18 protein-coding genes and 1 pseudogene are annotated in these 22,956 nt (G+C 74.3%); 9 read left to right on the forward strand and 10 right to left on the reverse strand.

Going from position 1 to position 22,956, the window contains the following annotated elements; all coding sequences use genetic code 11:
• Both F8279_RS11090 and F8279_RS11095 read left to right on the forward strand, forming a co-directional pair.
• Positions 1-207 (forward strand): annotated as a pseudogene (locus F8279_RS11090) (DUF308 domain-containing protein); the annotation flags it as partial.
• Between the two features lie 174 nt (positions 208-381).
• Positions 382-1,800, forward strand: coding sequence for a trehalose-6-phosphate synthase (locus F8279_RS11095; protein WP_091421981.1), 1,419 nt, complete (start codon positions 382-384; stop codon positions 1,798-1,800).
• 15 nt (positions 1,801-1,815) lie between these two features.
• Here F8279_RS11095 and F8279_RS11100 read toward each other — a convergent pair whose 3' ends face one another.
• The 6 genes from F8279_RS11100 to F8279_RS11125 form a co-directional block, all read right to left on the reverse strand.
• Positions 1,816-2,640, reverse strand: a complete 825-nt coding sequence (locus F8279_RS11100; RefSeq protein ID WP_091420967.1) for an alpha/beta hydrolase — start codon at positions 2,638-2,640, stop codon at positions 1,816-1,818.
• A gap of 114 nt (positions 2,641-2,754) precedes the next feature.
• Positions 2,755-4,164 carry an NAD(P)/FAD-dependent oxidoreductase gene (locus F8279_RS11105; protein ID WP_151499880.1) on the reverse strand — a complete coding sequence of 470 codons (1,410 nt, stop codon included), beginning with the start codon at positions 4,162-4,164 and terminating at the stop codon, positions 2,755-2,757.
• 427 nt (positions 4,165-4,591) lie between these two features.
• Positions 4,592-5,290 carry an endonuclease/exonuclease/phosphatase family protein gene (locus F8279_RS11110; protein WP_091420975.1) on the reverse strand — a complete coding sequence of 233 codons (699 nt, stop codon included), beginning with the start codon at positions 5,288-5,290 and terminating at the stop codon, positions 4,592-4,594.
• Position 5,291: 1 nt separating this feature from the next.
• On the reverse strand, positions 5,292-6,239 hold the full coding sequence (locus tag F8279_RS11115) for an ROK family glucokinase (RefSeq protein ID WP_091421984.1): 948 nt from the start codon (positions 6,237-6,239) through the stop codon (positions 5,292-5,294).
• A 73-nt stretch (positions 6,240-6,312) separates the two neighbouring features.
• On the reverse strand, positions 6,313-6,948 hold the full coding sequence (locus F8279_RS11120; protein ID WP_151499881.1) for a hypothetical protein: 636 nt from the start codon (positions 6,946-6,948) through the stop codon (positions 6,313-6,315).
• Positions 6,949-6,969: 21 nt separating this feature from the next.
• Positions 6,970-7,446, reverse strand: coding sequence for an SRPBCC family protein (locus F8279_RS11125; protein ID WP_091420982.1), 477 nt, complete (start codon positions 7,444-7,446; stop codon positions 6,970-6,972).
• A gap of 165 nt (positions 7,447-7,611) precedes the next feature.
• On the opposite strand from F8279_RS11125, the gene F8279_RS11130 reads away from it, so the two are divergent.
• The 5 genes from F8279_RS11130 to F8279_RS11150 all read left to right on the forward strand — a co-directional run bounded on the left by F8279_RS11130 (position 7,612) and on the right by F8279_RS11150 (position 14,563).
• Positions 7,612-9,414 carry a long-chain fatty acid--CoA ligase gene (locus F8279_RS11130; RefSeq protein WP_151499882.1) on the forward strand — a complete coding sequence of 601 codons (1,803 nt, stop codon included), beginning with the start codon at positions 7,612-7,614 and terminating at the stop codon, positions 9,412-9,414.
• Positions 9,415-9,428: 14 nt separating this feature from the next.
• Positions 9,429-11,123, forward strand: coding sequence for a GAF domain-containing sensor histidine kinase (locus F8279_RS11135; protein WP_091420985.1), 1,695 nt, complete (start codon positions 9,429-9,431; stop codon positions 11,121-11,123).
• Between the two features lie 7 nt (positions 11,124-11,130).
• Positions 11,131-11,799, forward strand: a complete 669-nt coding sequence (locus F8279_RS11140) for a response regulator transcription factor (RefSeq protein ID WP_013287678.1) — start codon at positions 11,131-11,133, stop codon at positions 11,797-11,799.
• 198 nt (positions 11,800-11,997) lie between these two features.
• Positions 11,998-12,810 carry an SAM-dependent methyltransferase gene (locus tag F8279_RS11145; RefSeq protein WP_151499883.1) on the forward strand — a complete coding sequence of 271 codons (813 nt, stop codon included), beginning with the start codon at positions 11,998-12,000 and terminating at the stop codon, positions 12,808-12,810.
• A 76-nt stretch (positions 12,811-12,886) separates the two neighbouring features.
• Positions 12,887-14,563 carry a bifunctional diguanylate cyclase/phosphodiesterase gene (locus tag F8279_RS11150; RefSeq protein WP_225853227.1) on the forward strand — a complete coding sequence of 559 codons (1,677 nt, stop codon included), beginning with the start codon at positions 12,887-12,889 and terminating at the stop codon, positions 14,561-14,563.
• A 65-nt stretch (positions 14,564-14,628) separates the two neighbouring features.
• On the opposite strand, the gene F8279_RS11155 is transcribed toward F8279_RS11150, so the two are convergent.
• The 4 genes from F8279_RS11155 to F8279_RS11170 all read right to left on the reverse strand — a co-directional run bounded on the left by F8279_RS11155 (position 14,629) and on the right by F8279_RS11170 (position 19,122).
• Complete coding sequence (locus tag F8279_RS11155) at positions 14,629-15,753, reverse strand: glycosyltransferase family 4 protein (protein WP_091420996.1); 1,125 nt, start codon at positions 15,751-15,753, stop codon at positions 14,629-14,631.
• Positions 15,750-17,009 carry a M48 family metallopeptidase gene (locus tag F8279_RS11160; RefSeq protein ID WP_091421000.1) on the reverse strand — a complete coding sequence of 420 codons (1,260 nt, stop codon included), beginning with the start codon at positions 17,007-17,009 and terminating at the stop codon, positions 15,750-15,752. The genes F8279_RS11155 and F8279_RS11160 overlap by 4 nt, the downstream gene beginning before the upstream one ends.
• Before the next feature lie 351 nt (positions 17,010-17,360).
• Complete coding sequence (locus F8279_RS11165; RefSeq protein ID WP_091421003.1) at positions 17,361-17,594, reverse strand: hypothetical protein; 234 nt, start codon at positions 17,592-17,594, stop codon at positions 17,361-17,363.
• A 130-nt stretch (positions 17,595-17,724) separates the two neighbouring features.
• Positions 17,725-19,122 (reverse strand): NYN domain-containing protein, encoded by a 1,398-nt coding sequence (locus F8279_RS11170; RefSeq protein WP_151499885.1) that lies wholly within the window; start codon positions 19,120-19,122, stop codon positions 17,725-17,727.
• A 127-nt stretch (positions 19,123-19,249) separates the two neighbouring features.
• Here F8279_RS11170 and F8279_RS11175 point away from each other — a divergent pair, with 127 nt between their 5' ends.
• Entirely contained in the window at positions 19,250-21,004 is a 1,755-nt protein-coding gene (locus F8279_RS11175) for a DEDD exonuclease domain-containing protein (protein WP_151499886.1), read from the forward strand.
• A gap of 129 nt (positions 21,005-21,133) precedes the next feature.
• Complete coding sequence (locus F8279_RS11180) at positions 21,134-22,921, forward strand: bifunctional (p)ppGpp synthetase/guanosine-3',5'-bis(diphosphate) 3'-pyrophosphohydrolase (RefSeq protein WP_091421992.1); 1,788 nt, start codon at positions 21,134-21,136, stop codon at positions 22,919-22,921.
• Positions 22,922-22,956 lie beyond the last annotated feature (35 nt).

Here is a 22,956-nt window from a genome sequence, read left to right on the forward strand (position 1 = left end):
TTCTCCAAGTACGCGGTGCTCGGCGTGGCCTGCATAGTGCTCGGCTTCCTGCTGTTCCTGTCCCCCACCGTGGTGTCGCTGGTCGACCCGTCGGTGGTCACGCTGCTCGGCTTCACCGGCATCCTGGCCGGCTTCGTGATGCTGATCTGGCGGCTGCGCCCGGGCGACCGGGACGACCACGACCCGGACGACGGCGCCGTCGTCTGACACCGTGTCCCCGGGCGCCGCCCGGATGGCGGGACGCCGCCCGCCCTGGGCGAGGGCGTAACAAGCGTGTAACTTACAGTCAGTAGGAATAGGCCGAACGTCACGTCCCGCACCGGCTGTCCGGCTTGCGTCTCCTTCCGGGTCGCCGGTCCCCTGCTGAGCGGAATGCCCGAGATGCGACAGAGCCCCCTCGTGGTGGTGGCCAACCGCCTCCCCATCGACGACAGCGTGGCGCCGGACGGCGCCTTCGAGTGGCGCCGCAGCCCCGGCGGCCTGGTGAGCGCCCTGCACCCGCTGCTACGGCACACACCCGCGACCTGGGTGGGCTGGGCCGGCGGCACCGGTCCCGCGCCCGAGCTGCCGGACGTGGACGGCGTCCGGATGCACACCGTGCCGCTGAGCGCCGAGGACGTCCGCGACCACTACGAGGGCTTCGCCAACGCCACCCTCTGGCCGCTCTACCACGACGCCGTCGAGCAGCCGGAGTACCACCGCCGCTGGTGGGAGGCGTACCAGCGGGTCAACCAGCGCTTCGCCGAGGCCGCGGCCCAGGTGGCCGAGCCCGGCGGCCTGGTCTGGGTGCAGGACTACCACCTCCATCTGGTGCCCGGGCTGCTCCGCGAGCTGCGCCCGGACCTGCGGATCGGGTTCTTCCTGCACGTGCCGTTCCCGCCGCCGGAACTGTTCATGCAGCTGCCCCGCCGGGCCGAACTGCTGCGCGGCATGCTCGGCGCCGACCTGGTCGGCTTCCAGCGCGCCCAGGCCGCGCACAACTTCGCCCAGCTCGCCACCAAGGTGCTCGGCCTGCCCGCCACCGACCGGCGGATCGGCGTGGACGGCCGGGTGGTGCGCATCGGCGCCTTCCCGGTCGCCATCGACACCGCCGAGATGTCCGCGCTCGCCGCCCGCCCCGAGGTCGCCGAGCGGGCCCACCGGCTGCGGCAGGATCTCGGCCGGCCCGAGCAGGTGATCCTCAGCGTCGACCGGATGGACTACACCAAGGGCATCGAGCAGCGCCTCAAGGCGTACCGGGAGCTGCTCGCCAACGGCGACATCAAGGTCCGCGACACGGTGCTGATCCAGGTGGCGGTGCCCAGCCGTGACCGGGTGGCGCAGTACCAGATCCTGCGCGACCGGGTGGAACACCAGGTCGGCCGGATCAACGGCGAGTTCGGCCGGGTCGGCGAGCCGGCGATCCACTACCTCACCCAGCCGTTCGACCGCGCCGAACTGGTCGCGCTCTACCGGGTCGCGGACGTGATGGCGGTGACGCCGCTGCGCGACGGCATGAACCTGGTCGCGAAGGAGTACGTGGCGGCCCGGGTCGACGGCACCGGCGCGCTGCTGCTGAGCGAGTTCGCCGGCGCCGCCTCCGAACTGGAGCAGGCGTACCTGGTCAACCCGCACGACCTCGACGGCCTCAAGCAGGGCTTGCTGGCCGCGCTGCGCGCCGGCCCGGAGGACGTCGCGGCCCGGATGCGCGCGATGCGCGAACACCTGGCCCACAACGACATCCACGCCTGGGCGGCGTCCTACCTCAGCGCGCTGGAGGAGAGCGGAACGCTGGTCGGCCGCCGCCCCGCCACCCGGTGACCGGTGTCCCGGCGCTCACCCGAGTGCGGGCGCCGGGTCCTTGTCCAGCCAGTCCAGGATCGCGTCGATCGGCTCACGCCAGCGGGCGTCGAGCATCAGGTCGTGCCCCATGCCGGGGAACAGCAGCGGCGCCGAGGCGTACCGCCGGGCAGCGCTGGTCAGCGCCGTTGCCGGCAGCACCCGGTCGTCCGGGCTGCCGAGCACCAGCACCGGTGGGCGGCCCACCGCCGGCTCCGGCGACCGGCCGGTCAGCAGCTGCCACTGCGCCCGCCGCCCGGCCCGGCCCAGCCGGGCCAGGTGCCGCCGCGCGTCGGCGTCCGGCAGCTCCCGGCTGAACAACTGCCGCCGGTTGAGCCGCAGCCCGGCGCCGAAGACCGCCGGCACCGTGCCGACCGGGTTGCGCCGCAACGCCGTCCCGAACGTCCCCCAGCCGCCGAGCACCGGCGCCACCAGCACCGCGGCCCGCGCCGGGTAGCGGGCCATCGCGTGCGCCACGACCCGGGCGCCGGCGCCGTGCCCCACCAGCACCGCCTGCCGCGGCAGGCTCGCCGCCACCTGCGTCACGTCGTGGGTGTACGACCGCAGCGTCGCCTCCGGCGCCGGCTCGCTGTCGCCGTGCCCGCGCAGGCTCAGCGCGTACGCCGGGAAGCCGCGACCGGCGGCGTGCCCCAGCCAGTGCTCGGCGAACGCCCACGCGCCGTGCCCGAACCCGGGCACGAACAGCAGCGGCGGCTTCGCCTCGTCCCGCTCCGGCACGGCGGCGAGCACCTCTCGGCGGGCGGGCCGCTCCGGCCGGGCCCACTCCCAGGACCGGACCACCCGCACCCGCTCGGCCGTCACCGTGCCCGCCTTTCGTTCGCGACTGCGGGACTCCGCTGCGCTACGTTCCTCGCGCTCACCGTGCCCGCCTTTCGTTCGCGACTGCGGGACTCCGCTGCGCTGCGTTCCTCGCGCTCACCGGGTGCCCTCCTCCAGCTCGTGCAGCGCCCGCTGGAGCGCGCGCAGGTAGTCGGCGTGCCCGACCTCGAACCAGTGCCGGGTGCTGTCCTTGACCTTCGCCGAGTACCGCTCGCCGAGGCCGGCGCGGACCTTGCGGTCGAACGCGGCGGCCCGGTCCGGCCGGGTGGCGCGCAGCGTGAGCAGCCGGGCGAACAGCACGCTCTGCCAGTGCGAGATCGGGAAGATGCCGGAGTCCGGCTGCACCAGGCCGACCACGGCGAGCGTGGGATGACCGGCGGTGAACGCGTTGAGCCACAACCGGGGCCGCCCGGATCCGTCCTCGTCGCCGAGCACCTGCCCCTTGAGGAACTCGAAGCGCGGCAGGTAGCCGGTGGCGAAGACGACGAGTTCCGGGTCGATCCGGCGGCCGTCGGTCAGCTCCACCGCGCGGTCGTCGAAGCGGGCCACGTCCGGCACCGGTGTGACCTCGCCGTGGCCGACGTAGTAGACGAGCTGACTGTTGGCGATCGGGTGCGTCTCGTAGACCCGGTGGTCCGGCTCGGGCATGCCGAACCGGGTCAGGTCACCGACGGTCAGCCGCAGCGTCCAGTGGTAGAGCCACTGCCGTACGCGCAACGGCACCCGCAGCGCCAGCAGCGTGTCGTTGACCTGGTCGGCGGGGCGGCCGAGGACGTACTTCGGGGCGTACCAGTAGCCGCGGCGGGTGGAGTGCCAGCAGTGCGACGCCTGCTGGGCCGCCTCCACCGCGATGTCGCAGCCGGTGTTGCCGGCCCCGACCACGAGCACCCGCTTGCCGCGCAACTGCGCCGGGTCCTTGTAGGACGAGGCGTGCATGACCTCGCCGCGGAACTCCTCCAGCCCTTCGTAGCGGGGCAGCTTGGGCGACCAGTTGTGGCCGTTGGCGAGCACCACCGCGGCGTACCGGGAGGTGCGCTCGGGGCCGTAGCCGCCGGTGCTGCGCGTGGTCACGTCCCAACGGTCCCCCTCGACCGGCTCGACACGGACCACCTCGGTGCCGAACCAGACGTGCTGGCGCAGGTCGAAGTGGTCGGCGTACCGCTCGAAGTAGGACAGCAGCTGGCTGTGGTGCGGGTAGTCCGGCCAGTCGTCCGGCATCGGGAAGTCGGGGAACTGGGTGAACGGCCGGGACGAGATCAGGTGGGTGCTGGCGTACACCGGGCTGCGGTCGTGCCGCCAGTTCCAGGCGCCGCCGACGCCCGTCTCCCGCTCGTAGCAGTCCACGCCGAAGCCGGCCTCGCGCAGGTTCTTCACGGCGGTCAGGCCGCTGGCGCCGGCGCCGATGACGCAGACCGTGTCGCCCCGGTCGGAGACCGGGCGGTCGTCGCGGATCGGGACGTCCGTCCGGTCCGGATCGGGGCGGCCGGGGTCGGTGGAGGAGGACACCGCGAATTCTCCTTTGTGCGGCACGCGTGCCGGGTCGGAGCGAAATCCTGCCGAGAATGCCCGCCGTTGTCCAGCCACCGGATCCGGCGCCGCGCCCACCCGTCCGGTCCCCCTGACACAGCGTCACGCAGGGCCGGTCACCGAGCGTGGCTGGACCGGCCGCCCCGGAGGCGTACCCTCGTGTGCCCTTTGCTCTGCCGCCACGGACGCAGCACCGCCGCGGGCTGCGCTTTTGTCTCGCGGCCGTCCGGCCGGGACGCGGCCCGCCGGTCACGGCGGGTAGCTGATGCACATATGGCGGCAGAGCAAAGGCGGCGAGGGGATGGTCCTTCCGGCCGGCGGGCACCTGACCGTGTGTCACGGCCCCAGGCGGGCGTGACGCCGCTGGACCGCCGGGTCCGGGTACTCCCCCGGCGGTCCGCTCCGGTCAGGCGGTGGGCAGCAGCAGGTCGACCAGGACCGGGAAGTGGTCACTGGCCCGGCGGGCCGCCGGCGTGTCCACCACGTCGTAGTCGACCACTGCGATCCGGGGGTCGACGAACAGCGCGTCGATGCGGCGGCGCGGGTCGGAGCAGGAGAACGTGAGCCGGTCGGCCCGGTCGGCGGCGAGCGCCGTGTCGGTGAGCCCTTCGGCGAGCGTCTGCCAGGCCGGCCCGTCCGGGCCCTCGTTGATGTCCGCGCCGGCCACCACCGGTAGCGTGGACGCGGCCAGCTCCCGCTTGAACGCCGCCGCCTGGGCCGGACGCTCGGCCGGGTCGGTGGACAGGTGCGAGCCGGCCAGCAACACGTCGACGCCGCCGACGCGGCACTGCGCGTACGCGGCGCCGCGCATGTGCCGTCCCGGCGTCAGCGGGTACCGCTGGCACCTGGTGTCGACGACCCGCACGCGCAGGCTGGTCAGCAGCACGTTGCCCAGCGACGGCAGGCCACCGGCGGCCACGACCATGCCGAACGACTCGGCCAGCGCGGCGGTCTTCTGCCGCCACCGGAACCGGCGCGGGCCCTCCTGGACGATCACCACGTCCGGCGCCGCCGTCCGGACCACCTCGGCCAGCGCGGCGGTGTCGTCGCGCTGGCTGTGGATGTTGTACGACACCACCCGCAGCGGCACACCAGCATCCGTCACGTCAGATCCGCCGGGCCAGGTCGGCGGCGCCGATGACGCCCGCGGTGTTGCCCAGCTCGGCCGGGCGCACCTCGGCGACGGGCAGGCGGCTGCGCTGGGCCAGCGCGTCGGCGAACGACCGCCGGGTCGGGCCGAGCAGCAGGTCACCGGCGTCGATCACGCCGCCGCCCACCACCAGCACCTGCGGGTCGAGGATCTGCGCCATGTCGGCGAGGCTGGTGCCGAGCCAGCGGCCGACCTGGGCGAACGACTCGGTGGAGACCGGGTCGCCGCCCTTGGCCGCAGCGGTCACCATCGGGCCGGTGATCGTCTCGGCCTCGCCCCCGGCCAGCTCCAGCAGCGCGGTCGCCCGGTGCGGCTCCTGCCGGGCGGCGGCGCGGGCGAAGCGGACCAGGGCGCTGCCGCTGGCGTACTGCTCGATGCACCCCAGCCGGCCGCAGCCGCACTGGTGGCCGTCCGGCACCGTGAGCATGTGGCCCAGCTCGGCGGCGATGCCGTTGGCGCCGCGGACCAGGTCACCGCCGAGCACGATGCCGCCGCCGACACCCGTGCCGATGGTGAACATGACCATCGAGTCGTCGGCGTCGCGGGCCGCGCCGTAGCGGAACTCCGCCCAGGCGGCCACGTTCCCGTCGTTCTCCACGATCACCGGCAGGCCGGTGGCGTCGCCGACGTACGTCCGCAGCGGCTCGTCACGCCAGGCCAGGTTCGGGGCGAACAGCACGGTGGAGCGGGAGGCGTCGATCCAGCCGGCGGCGCCGATGCCGACCGCTTCCACGGCGTGACCGGCGGCCAGTTCGGTGACCACCTCGATGATGACGTCGCGGGTCTTGGCCACGTCGTCGGCGGGGGTGTCCCGTCGCGTCTGCACGAGTACCGTGCCGGCGTCGTCCACGACACCGCCGGCCACCTTCGTGCCACCGACGTCGACTCCGATGGTCAGCGTCACCGCTGCCACTCCCCTCTGCTGTGCTGCCCGGGGACCGGCCGAACCGGCCGTACGGTCCCGGGATGTCCGGTGGTCAGGCCCCGTCGCCTGGTGCGTCCTCGCCCACCTCTCCGGACGCCCGCGAGGCGGGCACCACGGGACGGCCGGCCGGTGGCCGGCTCGTCGCCGGCTCCGGCGGCCCGGCGGCGTCGGCGGCGGCACCCGAATCGGCAGCGCCCTCCCCCCGGGTGGCGGCGGACCACACGTCCTGCTCGGGTGCCGGCTGAGAATCATGCCCGGTACGGGTCGCCTCGCGCCACACGTGGTCCCCGGATCCGTCCGGCGCGGCGGCGGCGCCGTCGGCGGGGCGCTCCGGTTCGGCCGGGGTGAAGGCGCGCAGCAGGCTGGCCACCCCGGCCGCCAGGTCCCCGGCGCCGGTGGCGAGCCGCTCGGCGAATTCCGGACTCGGATCCCGCAACGCGGCGATACCGCGACAGACGGGGCACACACAGCATTCCGGCGAGCCGGTGGCGAAACCGGCGGGCGCGGGCACCTGCGGAGCAGGTCCGGCGCCCGGCGGGGTGTGACCGAGGACACCGGAGAGGATCCCACCGAGCGGACCCCAGGCACCGGAGCCCGGTGCGGCGGCGGCCATCTTCGCGCCGGCGAGCAGTGTGGCGACGAGGCGCTCGGCCTCTTCCCGGGCCGAACCCGGATCAGTGGTGCCCATGGTTCGGCTCCTCCAGCGTGACTACCGGGACGACGGTCGGGTCTCCTGCGCCGCACCGGGTGCTTCTACCCGGCGCTTGAGCTGCTTCAACGCCGCGTCCATGATCATTTTCTCGGCCTTGCGGCGGAACATGCCGAGCATCGCCACGGACAGCTCCACCTCGAGGGTGTAGGTCACCGTGGTCGTCCCGTCCGGGTTGCCCGCCAGGTCGTACGACCCGCGCTGGGAGCGCTGCATCTTCGACGGGGCGACCAGGTGCCATTCGATCCGGGAGATGTCCTCGGCGTACTCGTAGGCCAGCACGTACTCGTCGGCCATCACGCCCGCGTCGAGGGTGAACCGGACCTGGCTGGCGTAGCCGTCCTCGTACTCCTCGATCACCTCGGCCCGGCGTACCGCCTCGGCCCACTCGGGATAACTCGGGAAGTCGCAGATGACGGCCGCCACCCGGTCCGGTGACGCGCCGATGATGATCGACTGGGTGGAGGAGTCCGCCATGGGGGGAGGCTACCCGGCCGACTCCCGGCCGGTCCCGCTCCACCCGCCGGACGGCGTCCCACCAGCCGGGCGGGCAACCTCCCTGGCAGACCCCCCGGGGTGTGCGGGTAGGTTTCGACAGAGCCGACCAGGCCGGCCCCGCCGGTAGAGCACGAGGGAGTGCAGGTGCGCGAGTTCTCCGTCCCGCCGATCGTCACCGTCGGCGACGCGGCCAACCTGACCGACCCGGTCTGGGAAAACGCCGAGGTCGCCCCGGACACCGTGCAGTTCGTCCGCCCCGCCGCGGGGACGGACGCGCGCGAGGATGTCACCTGCCGCCAGTTCCGCGACGAGGTCGTGGCGGTGGCGCAGGGCCTGATCGCGGCCGGCGTCTCCCCCGGCGACCGGGTCGGCCTGATGAGCCGCACCCGCTACGAGTGGACGCTGCTCGACTACGCGATCTGGGCGGCCGGCGCGGTGACCGTGCCGATCTACGAGACCTCCAGCGCCGAGCAGGCCGCCTGGATCCTCGGCGACTCCGGCGCCGTCGCCGTCGTGGTGGAGAGCACCGCGCACGCCACCATGGTCGCCGGCGTCCGCGACCGGCTGCCCGAGCTGCGCGAGGTCTGGCAGATCGAACTGGGCGCGGTCGACGACCTGGTCGCCGCCGGCGCGTCGGTCGACCGGGCCGAGGTGGAGACCCGCCGCTCGCTGTCGAAGGCCGACGACGTCGCCACGATCATCTACACCAGCGGCACCACCGGCCGGCCCAAGGGCTGCGTACTGACCCACCGCAACATCTACTCCGACATCGCCAACGCGGTGCCGGTGCTGCCGAACCTGTTCCGCCAGGGCGCCTCCACCCTGCTGTTCCTGCCGCTCGCGCACGCCTTCGCCCGGCTCATCCAGGTCGGCGTGGTGCACGCCCGGGCCACCATGGCGCACTGCGCGGACCCCAAGAACCTGGTCGCCGAACTCCAGGACTTCAAGCCGACGTTCGTGCTCTCCGTCCCCCGGGTCTTCGAGAAGGTCTACAACGGCGCGCGGCAGAAGGCCGAGGCCGAGGGGAAGGGCAAGATCTTCGACCGCGCGGAGAAGGTCGCCATCGCGTGGAGCGAGGCCCAGGAGCTGCCCGGCGGTCCCGGCCTGGGCCTGCGCGCGCAGCACGCCCTCTTCGACAAGCTGGTCTACCGCAAGCTGCGGGCGGCGATGGGCGGCCGGTGCCGCGACGCCATCTCCGGCGGCGCGCCGCTGGGCGCGCGGCTCGGGCATTTCTTCCGCGGCGTCGGGGTGACCATCTGCGAGGGCTACGGCCTCACCGAGACCTCGCCGGCCGCCGCCGCCAACCTGCCCACCGGCACCCGGATCGGCACTGTCGGCCGCCCGCTGCCCGGCGTCACCATCCGGATCGACGACGACGGCGAGGTCCTGATCGCCGGCGACATCGTCTTCCAGGGCTACTGGCACAACGACGCGGCCACCGCCGAGGCGATCACCACCGACGGCTGGTTCCGCACCGGCGACCTCGGGAATCTCGACGAGGACGGCTACCTGAGCATCACCGGCCGGAAGAAGGAGATCATCGTGACCGCCGGCGGCAAGAACGTCGCCCCGGCGGTGCTGGAGGACCAGGTACGGGCGCACCCGCTGATCAGCCAGTGCGTGGTGGTCGGCGACCGGCAGCCGTTCATCGCCGCCCTGGTCACCATCGACGAGGAGGCGCTGCCGAAGTGGCTGGCCGGGCAGGGGCGCCCGGAGACCACGAGCATCGCCGAGCTGCGCGAGGACGCGGCGCTGCGCGCCGAGGTGCAGTCCGCGGTCGACCAGGCCAACCAGGCGGTCTCCAAGGCCGAGGCGATCAAGGTGTTCCGGATCCTGCCGCAGGACTTCACCGAGACCACCGGTGAGCTGACCCCGTCGCTCAAGGTCAAGCGTCAGGTCGTGCACAAGACGTACGCCTCGGAGATCGCCGAGATCTACCGCGGCTGACTACCATCCGTCACGTGCCCGCCTCCACATCCCGCCAGCCGTCGACACAGCCGCTCGCGGCGGCGGCTCGCGCGGTCCTCCTCGCGCTGGTCGCCACCCTGACCCTGTTCGCCACCCGCGACGCCGCCCAGCTCTGGTGGATCGCGCTGCTGGGCGTCGCCGGCCTGCCCGCCGTGCTCGCCCCACAACACCGGTTGCTCGCACCGATCAGCCGCTTCGCCGAGGTGGTGGTGCTCGGGCTGGCCGCCAGCCAGGTCGCCGCCGACACCCATCTGTCCGGCGTGACCGGCGGGCTGGGCGCCTCGGCGGTGCTGCCGTACCTCGCCGTGCCGGTCACCGTGACCGCGCTGAGCCGCCGGTTCCGCGAGGGCGCCGCGCTGCTCGCCGTGGCGGCGGCGACACTGCTGGCCAGCGCCGCGTTCACGCAGGTCGACGGCGGGCCACAGCTCGGCCAGGTCGGCTACCTCGCGGTCTGCGCCCAGTGGCTGATCCTGGCCGGTCTCGGCCTCTACACCGCGGGCACGCTCCAGCGCGTCATGCGGGTGCGCGGCGAGGGCAAACCCCAGCCGTACGCCGAGGCGACCCGCCTGCTCACCCAGCTGCGTACCGTCGCCCGCCAGCTGCCCGGCGCCACCCTGGACCCGGGCGGCATCTCCGAGCACCTGCTGGAGGAGCTGCGGGTGGTGGCCAAGACCGACCGGGGCGCGGTGCTGTCCGCCAGCGGCGGCGGCCGGCTCGTGGTGCTCGCGCAGATCGGCGCGGACCGGGTCGACTGGGAGACCACGCTCGACGCCGACTCGGCCATCGCCGACGCCTGGGCCACCCAGCAGCCGACCGTCTCGGCCCGCTCGCAGGCCCGGTCCCGGCACTCCGGCGAGGTCTCCGCGCTGATCGTCCCGCTGGTGGCGGGCGTACGCACGGTCGGCCTGGTGGTGATCGAGGCGGACACCGCCGCCGCGTACCCGCCGCCGGTGGTGTCCCGGGTGACGGCGCTGACCGGCCCGGCGGCGCTGCGGCTGGAGGCCGCGCTGCTCTTCGACGAGGTGCGCTCGCTGGCGACGAACGAGGAACGGCAGCGGCTGGCCCGGGAGATCCACGACGGGGTCGCCCAGGAACTGGTCATGGTCGGGTACGGCATCGACAACGCGCTGGCCACCGTGCACGAGGACGCCGAGGAGACCGCCGACTCGCTGCGTACGCTGCGCCAGGAGGTCACCCGGGTGATCACCGAGCTGCGGCTGAGCCTGTTCGAGCTGCGCAGCGAGGTGGACCGCCACGGCGGCCTGGCCGCCGCCATCGCCGAGTACGCCCGCACCGTCGGCGCCTCCGGCGGCCTGCGGGTGCACCTGTCGCTGGACGAGTCCACCGCCCGGCTGCCGGCCGCCACCGAGGCCGAGTTGCTGCGCATCGCACAGGAGGCGGTGACCAACGCGCGCAAGCACGCCGGCGCGTCGAACCTGTGGGTCACGTGCGAGGTGGATCCCCCGTACACCCGAATCGAAGTGTCGGATGACGGTCACGGCATCGGTGACCAGCGCCCGGACGGGCACTATGGCCTTGCGATCATGGCCGAGAGGGCGGAACGTATCCGAGGCCGGTTGGAGATCAGGCCGCGACAGCCTAGTGGGACGACTGTGGCGGTGGTGCTCGGTTCGTCGCCCCGGCGCGATAAGGTGCGCGGCAGCGCCGCAGCAGCAGAAGGGGAGTAACCCGAGGATGACCAGCAGTCCGACACCGGCCACCCGTACCAAGGTTCTCCTGGTCGACGATCACGACCTCATCCGCAAAGGGCTGCGTCACGCGTTCGAGCGCGACCGCCAGTTCGAGGTCGTGGGCGAGGCGGCGACCGCGGCGGAGGGTGTGCGCCAGGCCGGCGCGCTCCAGCCCGACGTGGTGATCATGGACCTCCGTCTGCCCGACGGCAGCGGCCTGGAGGCCACCCGCGCCCTACGCAAGTCCAGCGCGTCGATGGGCATCGTCGTGCTGACCATGTACGCCGGCGACGACCAGCTCTTCGGCGCCCTGGAGGCGGGCGCGAGCGCGTTCGTGCCGAAGACCGCCCCGGCCGACGAGGTGGTGGCCGCGGCCCGGCACGCCGCCTCCTCCCCCAGCGCGTTCACCGCGGCCGACCTGGCCGAGGCGATGAAGCGCCGGCTGGCACCGTCCGGCCCGCAGCTGTCCCCCCGTGAGGGCCAGGTGCTGCGGCTCCTCGCCGACGGCATGAGCGTGGCCGGCATCGCCAAGCAGCTGTTCGTCAGCGAGTCGACCGCCAAGACCCACATCTCGAAGCTCTACGAGAAGCTGGGCGCGGCCAACCGGGCGCAGGCCCTGATGACCGCGCTGCGGCTGGGCCTGCTGGAGGCCCCGGACGCCCCGAAGTTCTGAAGGCGTACCGCCGGAAGAGGCCCCGTCCGTCACGGACGCGGGCCTCTCGGCGTTCCCGGCCACCGCGTGGTCGCGTACGGTGAGCGGCCGGACGCATAGCGACGGTGGTCTTTGCACCGCGACGGCGGAGGGGCAGAATACCCGGGTGATCCGCGCGGCGGTGACGACCGCGTGTCGCCGACATCCGAGGGGCAGGACATGCAGCGGCCGGACTGGGCACCCGAGACGATCGACATCGAGCGCCCCAGCGTCGCCCGCATGTACGACTACTACCTCGGCGGCTCGCACAACTTCGCCGCCGACCGGGCGGCCGCCCGCGCGATGGTGGAGGCGGTGCCGGAGGCACCGCTGATGGCCCAGGCCAACCGCGCGTTCCTGCGCCGGGCGGTGCAGTACCTCGCCCAGGCCGGCGTCCGCCAGTTCCTGGACATCGGTTCCGGCATCCCGACCGTCGGCAACGTGCACGAGATCGCCCAGCGGATCGATCCGGAGTCGCGGGTGGTCTACGTCGACGTGGACCCGGTGGCGGTGGCGCACAGCCACGAGATCCTGGCCGGCAACGAGCACGCCACGGTGCTCCAGGATGACCTGCGCAACCCGGAGGCGATCCTGGCTCACCCGGAGGTCACCCGGCTGCTGGACTTCACCCGGCCGGTCGCCGTGATGATCGTGGCGGTGCTGCACTTCGTCCCGGACGCCGACCGCCCCGAGGAGGTCCTGCGGACGCTGCGCGGGGCGCTGGCGCCCGGCAGCCACCTGGTGCTCTCCCAGGCCAGCGAGGAGGGCCGCGACGGCACCGGCGAACGGGCCGAGGCGGAGCGGGTCTACCGGCGTACCGACAGCCAGCTCTGGATCCGCAGCCGGGCCGAGCTGACCGCGCTGTTCGACGGCTTCGAGCTGGTCGACCCGGGTGTGGTGTGGGTGCCGCAGTGGCGGCCGGACTCCCCCGACCAGGCGGAGAACGCCGAGCGGGCCGTCTTCATGGGCGGGGTCGGGCGGCTCGGTGGGTGACGACGCGACCCGCTGCCGGCCCGGCGTGTTCGCCCGGGCCTGGGCCAAGGCGGTGTCCGGCACCAGCTACCTGCCGATGGCGCAGGCGCAGCTGGAGGAGATGCTGCAACGGCTCACCGAGCGGCTGGCCCAGGCGCTGCGCGCCGAGCCGTTCGACCTGCGGATCGGCCAGCAGGTCGGCGCCGAGCTGGTGCAGGCGCACATCGCGTCCGCGGAAGGGCTGGGCCGCACCGTCGAGGTGATCCAGCTGCGCCTGGTCCGCGACCTCGACCTGGTCGTCGACGACGTCGAGGACCGGATGGCGCGGCTGCTCGCCACCGTCGCCACCGGGTACGCCCGCGCGCTGCGCGACCGTACGCTCGACGAGCAGGAGTCCATCCGCCGCGCCGCCATGATGGCCCGTGCGCAGGCCGAACGGGCGCTGCGCGACAGCGAGGCCCGGTTCCGGCACCAGGCCACCCACGACCCGCTCACCGGCCTGCCGAACCGCACGCTGTTCACCGAACGACTGACCGACGCGATCACCGCGCCGGGCCGGGGCGCCGACCGGGTCGGTGTGTGCTTCCTCGACCTGGACCGGTTCAAGGTGGTCAACGACTCCCTCGGCCACCAGGTCGGCGACTCGCTGCTGGTGACTGTGGCCCAGCGCCTGCACCGCGCGCTCGGCGAGCACCTGGTGGCCCGGCTCGGCGGCGACGAGTTCGTGATCCTGGTCGAGCGCACCGCCGGCACCGACGACGCGGTGAAGGTCGCCGAGGCGGCGCTCGCCGCGGTACGCGAGCCGGCGCTCGTCGACGGCCACGAGCTGACCGTGTCCGCGAGCATCGGCATCGTGGAGCGCCCGGTCGCGGGCACCTCGCCGATGGACCTGATGCGCGCGGCCGACAGCACCCTGCACTGGGCCAAGGCCGCCGGCGGGGCGCGCTGGTCGCTGTTCGACGCCGACCGCAACCGCCGCGAGCTGGCCCGGTACGCGCTGTCCGCGGCGATCCCCGCCGCGCTGGACCGGGGCGAGTTCTACCTCGACTACCAGCCGCTGACCTCGTTGCGCGACGGGCGGGTGCTCGGCATGGAGGCGCTGGTGCGCTGGCGGCACCCGGAGCTGGGTGTGCTGCGGCCGGACAGCTTCATCCCGCTGGCCGAGGAGACCGGGTTGATCGTCCGGCTGGGCAGCTGGGTGCTGGCCGAGGCGTGCCGCGAGGCGGGCACCTGGCCGGGCCCGGACGGCGACGCCCCGTTCGTCAGCGTCAACCTCGCGGTCCGGCAGTTGCACCGCACCGACCTGGTGACCGAGGTGCGCGGCGTGCTCGGGCGCACCGGCCTGCCGCCGCACCGGCTGCAACTGGAGATCACCGAGAGCACGATGATGAGCACCGTGGTCGAGCCGGTGCGCGCCCTGCGGGTGCTCGGCGACCTCGGTGTCCGGGTCGCCATCGACGACTTCGGCACCGGCTACTGCAACCTCGCGTACCTGCGGGACCTGCCGGTCGACGAGCTGAAGGTGGCGGGCGAGTTCGTGACCGGCCTGCGCGCGCCGGGCAGTGGCACCGACGAGCGGATCCTCGCCTCGCTGGTGTCGCTGGCGCACGCGCTGGACCTGACCGTCACCGCCGAGGGCGTGGAGACGGCCGACCAGGCGGACCGGCTGCGCGCGATCGGCTGCGACGCCGGGCAGGGCTGGCACTTCGGCCGTCCCGGCCCGGCCGCGCCGCACCTGGGCCGGGTGCCCGCCCACGTCGACGCGGCCCCCTGACCCGGCCGGCCCGCGGCCTTCTGAGCCTGGTCGGCCCGCGGCCTCTTGACCCGCTCGGCGCGCGGTCAGCCGGCCAGCAGGGCAGCCATGCGCTGCGCCTGCGTCTCCCAACGCCACTCCCGCTCCACCCAGGCGCGGCCGGCGGCGCCGAACTGCCGGGCCAGGTCCCGGTCGGCGAGCAGCGTGGCCACCCGGTCGGCGAGCTGGGCCACGTCCCGGCCGCCGACCACGTACCCGGTCTCCCCCTCCCGGACCGCGTCCGGCGCGCCGCCGGAGTCACCGGCCACCACCGGCAGACCGGTCGCGCTCGCCTCCAGGTAGACGATGCCGAGCCCTTCCACGTCCAGCCCACGGTTGCGGGTGCGGCACGGCATCGCGTAGACGTCACCGGCCGCGTAGTGGGCGGGCAGCTCGGCCGAGGGCACCGAGCCGGTGAAGACCACGTCGCGTTCCAGCCCGGTCTGCCGGGCCAGCTTCTCCAGCGTCGAGCGGTACGGGCCGCCGCCGACCACGAGCAGCGCGGCGTCGGGCACCCGGCGGCGGATCTCCGGCAGCGCGCGGATCAGCATGTCCTGGCCCTTGCGGGGCACCAGCCGCGACACGCACACCACCACCGGCCGGTCGGCCAGCCCGAGCCGCGACCGGACCCGCCCGCCGTCGACCTCCGGGTGATAGGCGTCCACGTCCACGCCGGGCGCGAGCCGCCGCAGCTCGGTCAGCCCGTCCAGCACGCGGGCCAGCCGCGCCCGGGTGTACTCGCCGAGGTAGGTGGTCACGTCCACGCCCCGGCCGATCCGGCGCAGCGCCGACCGGGCGCCGGGGAGCGCCGCCCAGCCGACCTCGTGCCCGTGGGTCAGCGCCACCGCCCGGCGGATCCCGGCCCGCCGCCGCAGGCCCGCGGCGAGCAGCCCCAGCGGGGCCGCCGCGCCGAACCACACGGTGTCGCAGTCGTACGCGCGGGCCAGCCGCGCCGCCCGCCGGGCGATCAGCGGGGTGGGCAGCAGCACCCGGGTCCGCTCCCGCACCACCTCGAACGGCTGGTCGGCGTCGAACTTCTCCGCCCCGCGCCAGCTCGACGCGTACACCACCACCGAGCCGGGCTGCTGGCGCACCGCGAGGTTGTGCACGAACGACTGGATGCCGCCGGGGCGCGGCGGGAAGTCGTTGGTGATCAGCAAGGTGCGGCTCATCGGCCCGGCTCCCTGGCGTAGGCGCGGGCGGCTGCCATCCGCTCGACGGTGGACGGGTGGGTCGCCGACCAGAGGCGCTCCCAGCGCGGCGGGTCGGGGTCGGCCAGGTTCACGCCGGCCAGCCGCCGCTGCATCGCCTCGAACGTCGCCGGGTCGCCGGTGAGCGCCAGCGCGTGGGCGTCGGCGCGGGCCTCGATCCGGCGCGAGACGAGCGCCTGCGCCGGGGTGGCGAGCAGGCCGGCGACCGTGACCAGCGCGATCAGCAGCGGGAACGCCCGGGGCTGGGCGATCGAGTCGACGCCGGCGAGCCGCAGCAGCGGCGTCCAGGATCCGATCAGGTAGAGCGCCACCACCGCGGCGGCGGCACCGAGCGCGCCGAGCACCGTGCCGGTCCACACGTCCCGGTCCTTGGCGTGCCCCAGCTCGTGGGCGACCACGCTCGTCACCTCGGCCGGCTCCGCCTCGCGCAGCAGCGTGTCGTAGACGACCACCCGCCGCGTCGGACCGAGTCCGGAGACGTACGCGTTGACCGCACTGGTACGCCGGGACGCGTCGGCGACGAGCACGTCGCGCACCGGTACGCCGTCCCGGGCGGCCATCGCGGTCAGCTCACTGCGCAGCGGACCCGGCTCCATCGGCGTGAACCGGTTGAACACCGGCTCGACCAGCACCGGCAGCACGAACGACAGGACCACCACCAGGGCCGCCGCGCCGGCCGCGCCGAACGCCCACCACCAGCGGGGGGCGAACCGGACCACCGTGTAGAACCCGAGCAGGACCAGCGCGCCGATCACCGCGCTGACCGCGTACGACTTGAGCAGGTCGACCGCCCAGCCGCCCCAGCTCTGGGTGCTCAGTCCGTAGCGGACCAGCACGGTGCGGCGCCAGGCCGCGAACGGCAGCGTGAGCAGGTCGGCGAGGAACATGACGGCCAGCCCGCCGAGCACGGCCTGCGCGATCCAGTGCCCGCCGAAAGGCCGACCGACCAGTTCGACCAGGCGCCCGCCCAGCGGGGTCAGCCCGAGCAGCAACGCCACCACCAGCCCGACTGCCAGCGCCGACCAGGCCGCCGGGCGCAGCGCGCCGTGGAACGCCCGGCCCCGGGTCACCTGCTCGGCCGGGAGATCCCGCAGCGCCGCGAGCTGGTCGGCGCGGGGTGCCGGCGGCCGGCTCCACGGCACCAGCAGCGCCACCGCCACGAGCAGCGCGACCACCAGGCCGCCCAGGGTCAGCAGCGCCCAGGCGCGCGGGGTCACCGACCCACCCCGCCGTCGTGCCCCGTCCGCGTCATGCCGCTCCCCTCCCGCCGTGACCGCCCATCCTATTGCCCGGCCCCGATCGCGGCCGCCATGGCCGGAGCACAGCCCGGCGACGCGGCCGGATACGACTCCGGCAGTTTCCCCGCGCGGTGGCCGACACAGCTCACACATCGAGCTGGGCGGTGGCGCCCGGGGTGGACAGGTGGCCGTGAGCGTCGGCGGGCGGGCGGCTTCGGCTGATCCTTCACGAGGCGTGCGAGCCGACCGGAGCGGCGGGTGACAGGGGAACCAAGAGCGGCGCGCGTGGAGCGCCGAGCAGACAGGCGCCCCCGGGCGGCAGCAGACGTGTCAGGCGATCCGGCGACGGGCGGTACGGCGGGGCGCCGGTGCCCGTGCCGGCGCGGGAACCGCGACGGGCGCGGGTGGCAGCACCTCCACCTCGAATCCGGCCCGCGCGAACACCTCGATCGCCCGGTGCTCGGCCGGGCCCAGGTCGGCCGGGTCTGAGTCGAGCAGTGCGGTCACCAGGCAGCCGGAGCAGCCGGCGCCGCGGTTGCCGCAGGTGTCGCAGTCGATCAGCATCAACGCCTCCTGACGGGTCGCCGGTAGCGGTCGGGGAAGGGACCACCACCGTCGGTCACCGCAAGGCTATGCCGCGGGTATGACAGAACCGGACAACGAGGCAGCAGCCGGCCTGAAAACGATCAACCGGTCAGGACCGGGCCAGGCGCCGCAGCAGCGAGTCGGCGCCCAGCGGGTACGCGCCGTGCCGGCGTACCCCGTCGGCGACCTCGCGGTCGGAGGAGACGACGACCACCGGCCGCCCGGCCGGCTCGGCGCGGACCAGCCGGCGGATCAACTCGTCCGCCGTCTCGCCCTTGCGGGAGAACAGCACCCGCACGCCGCGCGGCGCCGGGGGCAGCCCGTGGATCCGCTCGGCGCCGTCGAAGACGACAGTGACCTCGTCCCCGGTCTGCGCGGCGATCCCGCCCAGCCCGGTGATCAGCCGCTTGCGCTGCTGCTCCAGCGACATCTCACCGAAGCCGCGCTTGGTCACGTTGTAGCCGTCCACCACCAGGTGCGCCCGCGGCAGCGCGAGCAGCTGGTCGAGGCGGGCCGGGTCGTCGGTGTCGCGGGCCCGCGTCGAGGGGCCGGCCGCAGCGGCGCCCGGCTGCTCGGCGAACGCGTCGGCGACGAAGTCGGCGGGGAGCTTGTCCACCGGGTCGAGCGCCAGCTCCCGGCGCAGCCCCACAGCGGCCTGGCCGATCGTCTCCAGCAGCAGCCACAGCCGCGCGTCGTCGACCGAGCGGGCCTCCTTGGCGCTGGCCCGGGCCACCCCGGCCGCGGCCTCCGCCTCGGCCAGCCGGGCCCGGGCGCGGCGCAGCTCGGCGTCCGCGTCGGCGGCGGCGCGGGCCGCCCGCCCCCGCTCGGTGGCGAGCGTCTCGGTGGCCTTGCGCTCGCGGGCCTGGGTCTCCCGGAGGGTACGGGTCAGCTGGCGGGCCTCCTCGCGGAGCTGACCCAGCTCCTCGCGGACCCGGGCCAGTTCGTCGCGCAGCTTCTCCGCCTCGACCCGGGCCACCGCCCGGTCGTGCTCGGCGCGAGCGGCCCGCTGCTCGGCCTCGCGTACCAGTTCGGCCACGACCGCGCTGTCGGCCTCGGCGCGTACCGCCTCGCCGCTGGCCTCGATCAGGTCCCGCCAGCCGCGGGGCCGGGCCAGGTAGGCCAGGGCGGCCACCTCGACCGGGTCGGCGGCGGCCGGCGCGGTGCCCTCGACGACCGCCGCGCCCAGGTCGCCGGCGTCGACGAGCACCCGGGCCGTGATCCGCTGGCGGAACAGCGGGTCGGCGGTGAGCTGGGCGGCGATCGCGGGCGCGCCGAGGCGGGCGCGACGGTTCGGGGCGAACTTGGCGACCCGCCGCAGCGGCACCGGCACCTCGTCGGCGGGCAGGCCGGGCAGCACGGCGGCGGTCAGCGTGACGATCCGCTGCCGGACCGGCTCGGGCAGCACGGGCTCGGGCTCGACCGGTGGTGGCGCGTCCTCACCCGCGGGCACGCCGACCACCGGCTCCTCCACGGAGGAGCGGTCGTCGTACGGCTCGGTGAGGGGCATGAGGCAAGTCTCCCACCCCGAACGGGCCCACCGCCCGGTGAGTGAGCCGATCTCTCATCGTACCCCCGTGGTATCTCCTGGGACGGCAGTGACAGGAGTGTCGGACCGTGCCGCTAGCGTCCCGCGGGTGACACGAGCGGAGTACGTCCAGGAGTCGCTGGCCGGCCTGGACCCGGCGGGCAGCGGCGTCGACCCGGCGCTGCCGCTCTACGCGACCACCTTCGTGGTGGTCGACCTGGAGACCACCGGCGGCGCTCCCGACGGCGGCGGCATCACCGAGATCGGCGCGGTGAAGGTCCGCGGCGGCGAGGAACTGGGCGTGCTCGCCACGCTCGTCAACCCGGGCGTGCCGATCCCGCCGTTCATCACCGTGCTCACCGGCATCACCCAGGCCATGCTGCTGCCCGCGCCGCCGATCGAGCAGGTGCTGCCCAGCTTCCTGGAGTTCGTCACCGACGCCGTGCTCGTGGCCCACAACGCGCCGTACGACGTGGGTTTCCTCAAGGCCGCCTGCGCGAAGCACGGCTACCGCTGGCCCAACCCCCGGGTGCTGGACACGGCCGCGCTGGCCCGGCGGGTGCTCACCCGCGACGAGGTGCCCAACCGCAAGCTGGGCACGCTCGCCGCCTACTTCCGCACCGCGACCCAGCCCACCCACCGGGCGCTGGACGACGCGAAGGCCACCGTCGACGTGCTGCACGGGCTGATCGGCCGCCTCGGCGGGCACCGGGTCGACACGGTCGGCGAGGCGATCGAGTTCGCCCGCGCGGTCACGCCCACCCAGCGCCGCAAGCGGCACCTCGCCGACGGGCTGCCCAAGGTGCCGGGCGTCTACATCTTCCGCGCCGCCGACGACCGGCCGCTCTACGTCGGCACGTCCGGCGACATCGCCACCCGGGTCCGCAGCTACTTCACGGCCGCGGAGAAGCGGGCCCGGATCTCCGAGATGCTCGCCGCCGCCGAGCGCGTGGAGGCGGTCGAGTGCGCCCACTCGCTGGAGGCGGAGGTCCGCGAGCTGCGGCTGATCGCGGCGCACGCGCCGCCGTACAACCGCCGGTCGAAGTATCCGGAGCGTCAGGTGTGGCTGAAGCTCACCGACGAGGCGTACCCCCGGTTGTCGATCGTGCGTGCCCTCGCGCCCACCGACACGGCCTACCTGGGGCCGTTCCGGTCCCGGCAGGCGGCGGAGCTGGCCGCCGCGGGCTTCCACGACGCGGTGCCGCTGCGTCAGTGCACGCACCGGCTCTCCCGGCGCACCACCATGCCGGCCTGCGCGCTGGCCGAGCTGGGCCGCTGCCCGGCGCCCTGCGAGCACAAGATCACCCCCGAGGAGTACGACGACCGCGCGGCGACCCCGTTCCGCACCGCCACCAGCGACGACCCCGCAGTGGTGGTGGACGCGCTGCTCGCCCGCATCGAGGTGCTGTCGGCTGCCGAGCGGTACGAGGAGGCGGCCGTGGTACGCGGCCGGCTCGTCGCGGTGCTGCGCGCGGCGGTCCGGATGCAGCGGCTGGCCGCGTTGACCGGCATCGCCGAGCTGGCCGCCGCCCGTCCGGCCGCCGGGGGCGGCTGGGAGCTGGCGCTGATCCGGCACGGCCGGCTCGCCGGGGCCGGAGTGTCCCCGCCGGGTGTCCATCCGCGACCCACGATCGCCGCGATCCGGGCCACCGCCGAGACGGTGCTGCCCGGGCACGGTCCGGTGCCGGCCGCGACCGCCGAGGAGACCGAGCGGATCCTGTCCTGGTTGGAACGACCGGAGACCCGGCTGGTCGAGGCGACCGACGGATGGGCCTCGCCGGTGGCCGGCGCGGGGCGTTTCCGCGACCTGCTGACGAAGGCGGAGAACGGCGGATCCGCCAAACTCTCGACCGAACGCTCATGACCAACTGACCGATCGGACTACCTCGACTCCCTTAGTCTGTTAAAGGAGTGCAGACCTGCCCGATTCGCGGGCTCTGCTCCCGGTCGCCGGTTCCCGGTGGCCGAGGGCCGGGGTGAGGAGGTGTCCCAGGTGGACGTCGACGCCGGACACGGCGCCGCCCTGGGTGGCGCGCTCCCGACCCAGGGCGAACTGCCGCTCACCCGCCGCCTGCGTTCCCTGCTCACCTGGCCGACCGCGGACGGCGACCCGGTCACCACACTGGTCCGGGCCCACCGCGGCATCCACGCGAGCGCCGACGCCTCGGTGCTGCGCCGGGCCTACACGATCGCCGAGAACATGCACCGCGGCCAGTTCCGCAAGAGCGGCGAGCCGTACATCACCCACCCGCTGGCGGTGGCGCAGATCTGCGCCGACCTCGGCATGGACACCATCACGCTGGTCGCCGCCCTGCTGCACGACACGGTGGAGGACACCCGCTACACGCTCCAGGCGCTCCAGGAGGACTTCGGCCGTGAGGTCGCCCACCTGGTCGACGGCGTGACCAAGTTCGACAAGGCGTTCTACGGCAAGGCCGCCGAGGCGGAGACCGTCCGCAAAATGATCGTGGCGGCCGGCAAGGACGTCCGGGTCCTGGTGATCAAGCTGGCCGACCGCCTGCACAACATGCGTACGCTCGGCGTCCGCTCGGCCGCCTCCCGGGAGCGGATCGCCCGCAAGACCCAGGAGGTGCTGGTCCCGCTCTGCGACCGGCTGGGCATCCAGACGCTCAAACGCGAGCTGGACGACGTGGTGCTGCTGCACCTGCGGCCCGAGGAGCACGCGCGGATCGCCCGGTTCGTGCACGACCGGCCCGGCTGGGACGCCTACCTCGCCGACGTGGTCGCCCGCACCCGGGCGGCGCTGCGCCGCAACCGGGTCGACGCCGACGTCTCCCCCCGCCCCCGGCACCTCTACTCGATCTGGAAGGACACCGTCGCCGGCGACCACGCCGCCCCGTACGACCTGCCCCGCATCGCGATCGTGGTGGACGGTCCGGCGACCGACTGCTACGCCGCGCTGGGCGCCGTGCACGGGCTCTGGCGGCCGGTGCCGGGCCGGTTCAAGGACTTCATCGCCTCCCCGAAGAACAACCTCTACCGGTCCCTGCACACGAGCGTCTGCGGCCCCCAGGACCGCACGGTCGAGGTGCTGATCCGCACCACCGAGATGCACCGCTCCGCGGAGTACGGCGTGGCTGCCCACTACCGCTTCCCCCGGGCCGCGGGCCGGGGCGCGGACCGGGCGGACGAACTGGCCTGGCTGCGCCGGGTGCTCGACTGGGAACAGGAGACCGTCGACCCGACCCAGTTCATGGAGTCGCTGCGCTGCGACCTGTCCGAGGCGCAGATCCAGGTGGTCGCCGACGGGCGGCAGTTGGTGCTTCCGGCCGGGGCGACCCCGGTCGATCTCGCGTACGAGCTGGGCGCCGAGCGCGGCGACCACTGCCTGGCCGCCCGGATCAACGGCCGGCTGGCGCCGCTCTCCTCCGAACTGGAGGAGGGCGACGTGGTGGAGATCTTCACCGAGAACGACGCGGAGAGCGGCTTCGAGGCGGACGCGGCCCCGCGCGGCCCGCGCCGGGAGTGGCTGGGCTTCGTGAAGTCCCCGCACGCCCAGATGCAGATCAACCGCTGGTTCGCCGAGCACACCGAGCCGGGCATCTCGATCGCCGACAAGGTCCGGCTCGGCCGGGCCTCGATCGGCCTGGCGTTGCGCAAGCACAACCGGGGCCTGGCCAGCGACCTGCCACTGCTGCGGCTGTCCGAGGAACTGGGCTACCCCGACCTGGAGACGCTGTTGGTGGCGGTCTTCGACCGCACGGTCGAGCCGGACACCGTGGTCCAGCAGTTGATCGATCTGGTCGACCACCGGCAGTAGACGGAGCCGGCCCGCGCCGGGACCACTAGCCTGGA

Origin of the sequence: Micromonospora sp. AMSO1212t (assembly GCF_008868145.1) — a bacterium.
In the GTDB taxonomy this organism is placed as follows: Bacteria; Actinomycetota; Actinomycetes; order Mycobacteriales; family Micromonosporaceae; genus Micromonospora; species Micromonospora tulbaghiae.

Excerpts from the sequence above, each read along its gene's own strand:
- F8279_RS11095 (WP_091421981.1), top strand. The coding sequence starts at position 382 with ATGCGACAGAGCCCCCTCGTGGTGGTGGCCAACCGCCTCCCCATCGAC.
- F8279_RS11120 (WP_151499881.1), bottom strand. The coding sequence starts at position 6,948 with ATGGGCACCACTGATCCGGGTTCGGCCCGGGAAGAGGCCGAGCGCCTC.
- F8279_RS11125 (WP_091420982.1), bottom strand. The coding sequence starts at position 7,446 with ATGGCGGACTCCTCCACCCAGTCGATCATCATCGGCGCGTCACCGGAC.
- F8279_RS11140 (WP_013287678.1), top strand. The coding sequence starts at position 11,131 with ATGACCAGCAGTCCGACACCGGCCACCCGTACCAAGGTTCTCCTGGTC.
- F8279_RS11145 (WP_151499883.1), top strand. The coding sequence starts at position 11,998 with ATGCAGCGGCCGGACTGGGCACCCGAGACGATCGACATCGAGCGCCCC.
- F8279_RS11150 (WP_225853227.1), top strand. The coding sequence starts at position 12,887 with ATGGCGCAGGCGCAGCTGGAGGAGATGCTGCAACGGCTCACCGAGCGG.
- F8279_RS11155 (WP_091420996.1), bottom strand. The coding sequence starts at position 15,753 with ATGAGCCGCACCTTGCTGATCACCAACGACTTCCCGCCGCGCCCCGGC.
- F8279_RS11165 (WP_091421003.1), bottom strand. The coding sequence starts at position 17,594 with ATGCTGATCGACTGCGACACCTGCGGCAACCGCGGCGCCGGCTGCTCC.
- F8279_RS11170 (WP_151499885.1), bottom strand. The coding sequence starts at position 19,122 with ATGCCCCTCACCGAGCCGTACGACGACCGCTCCTCCGTGGAGGAGCCG.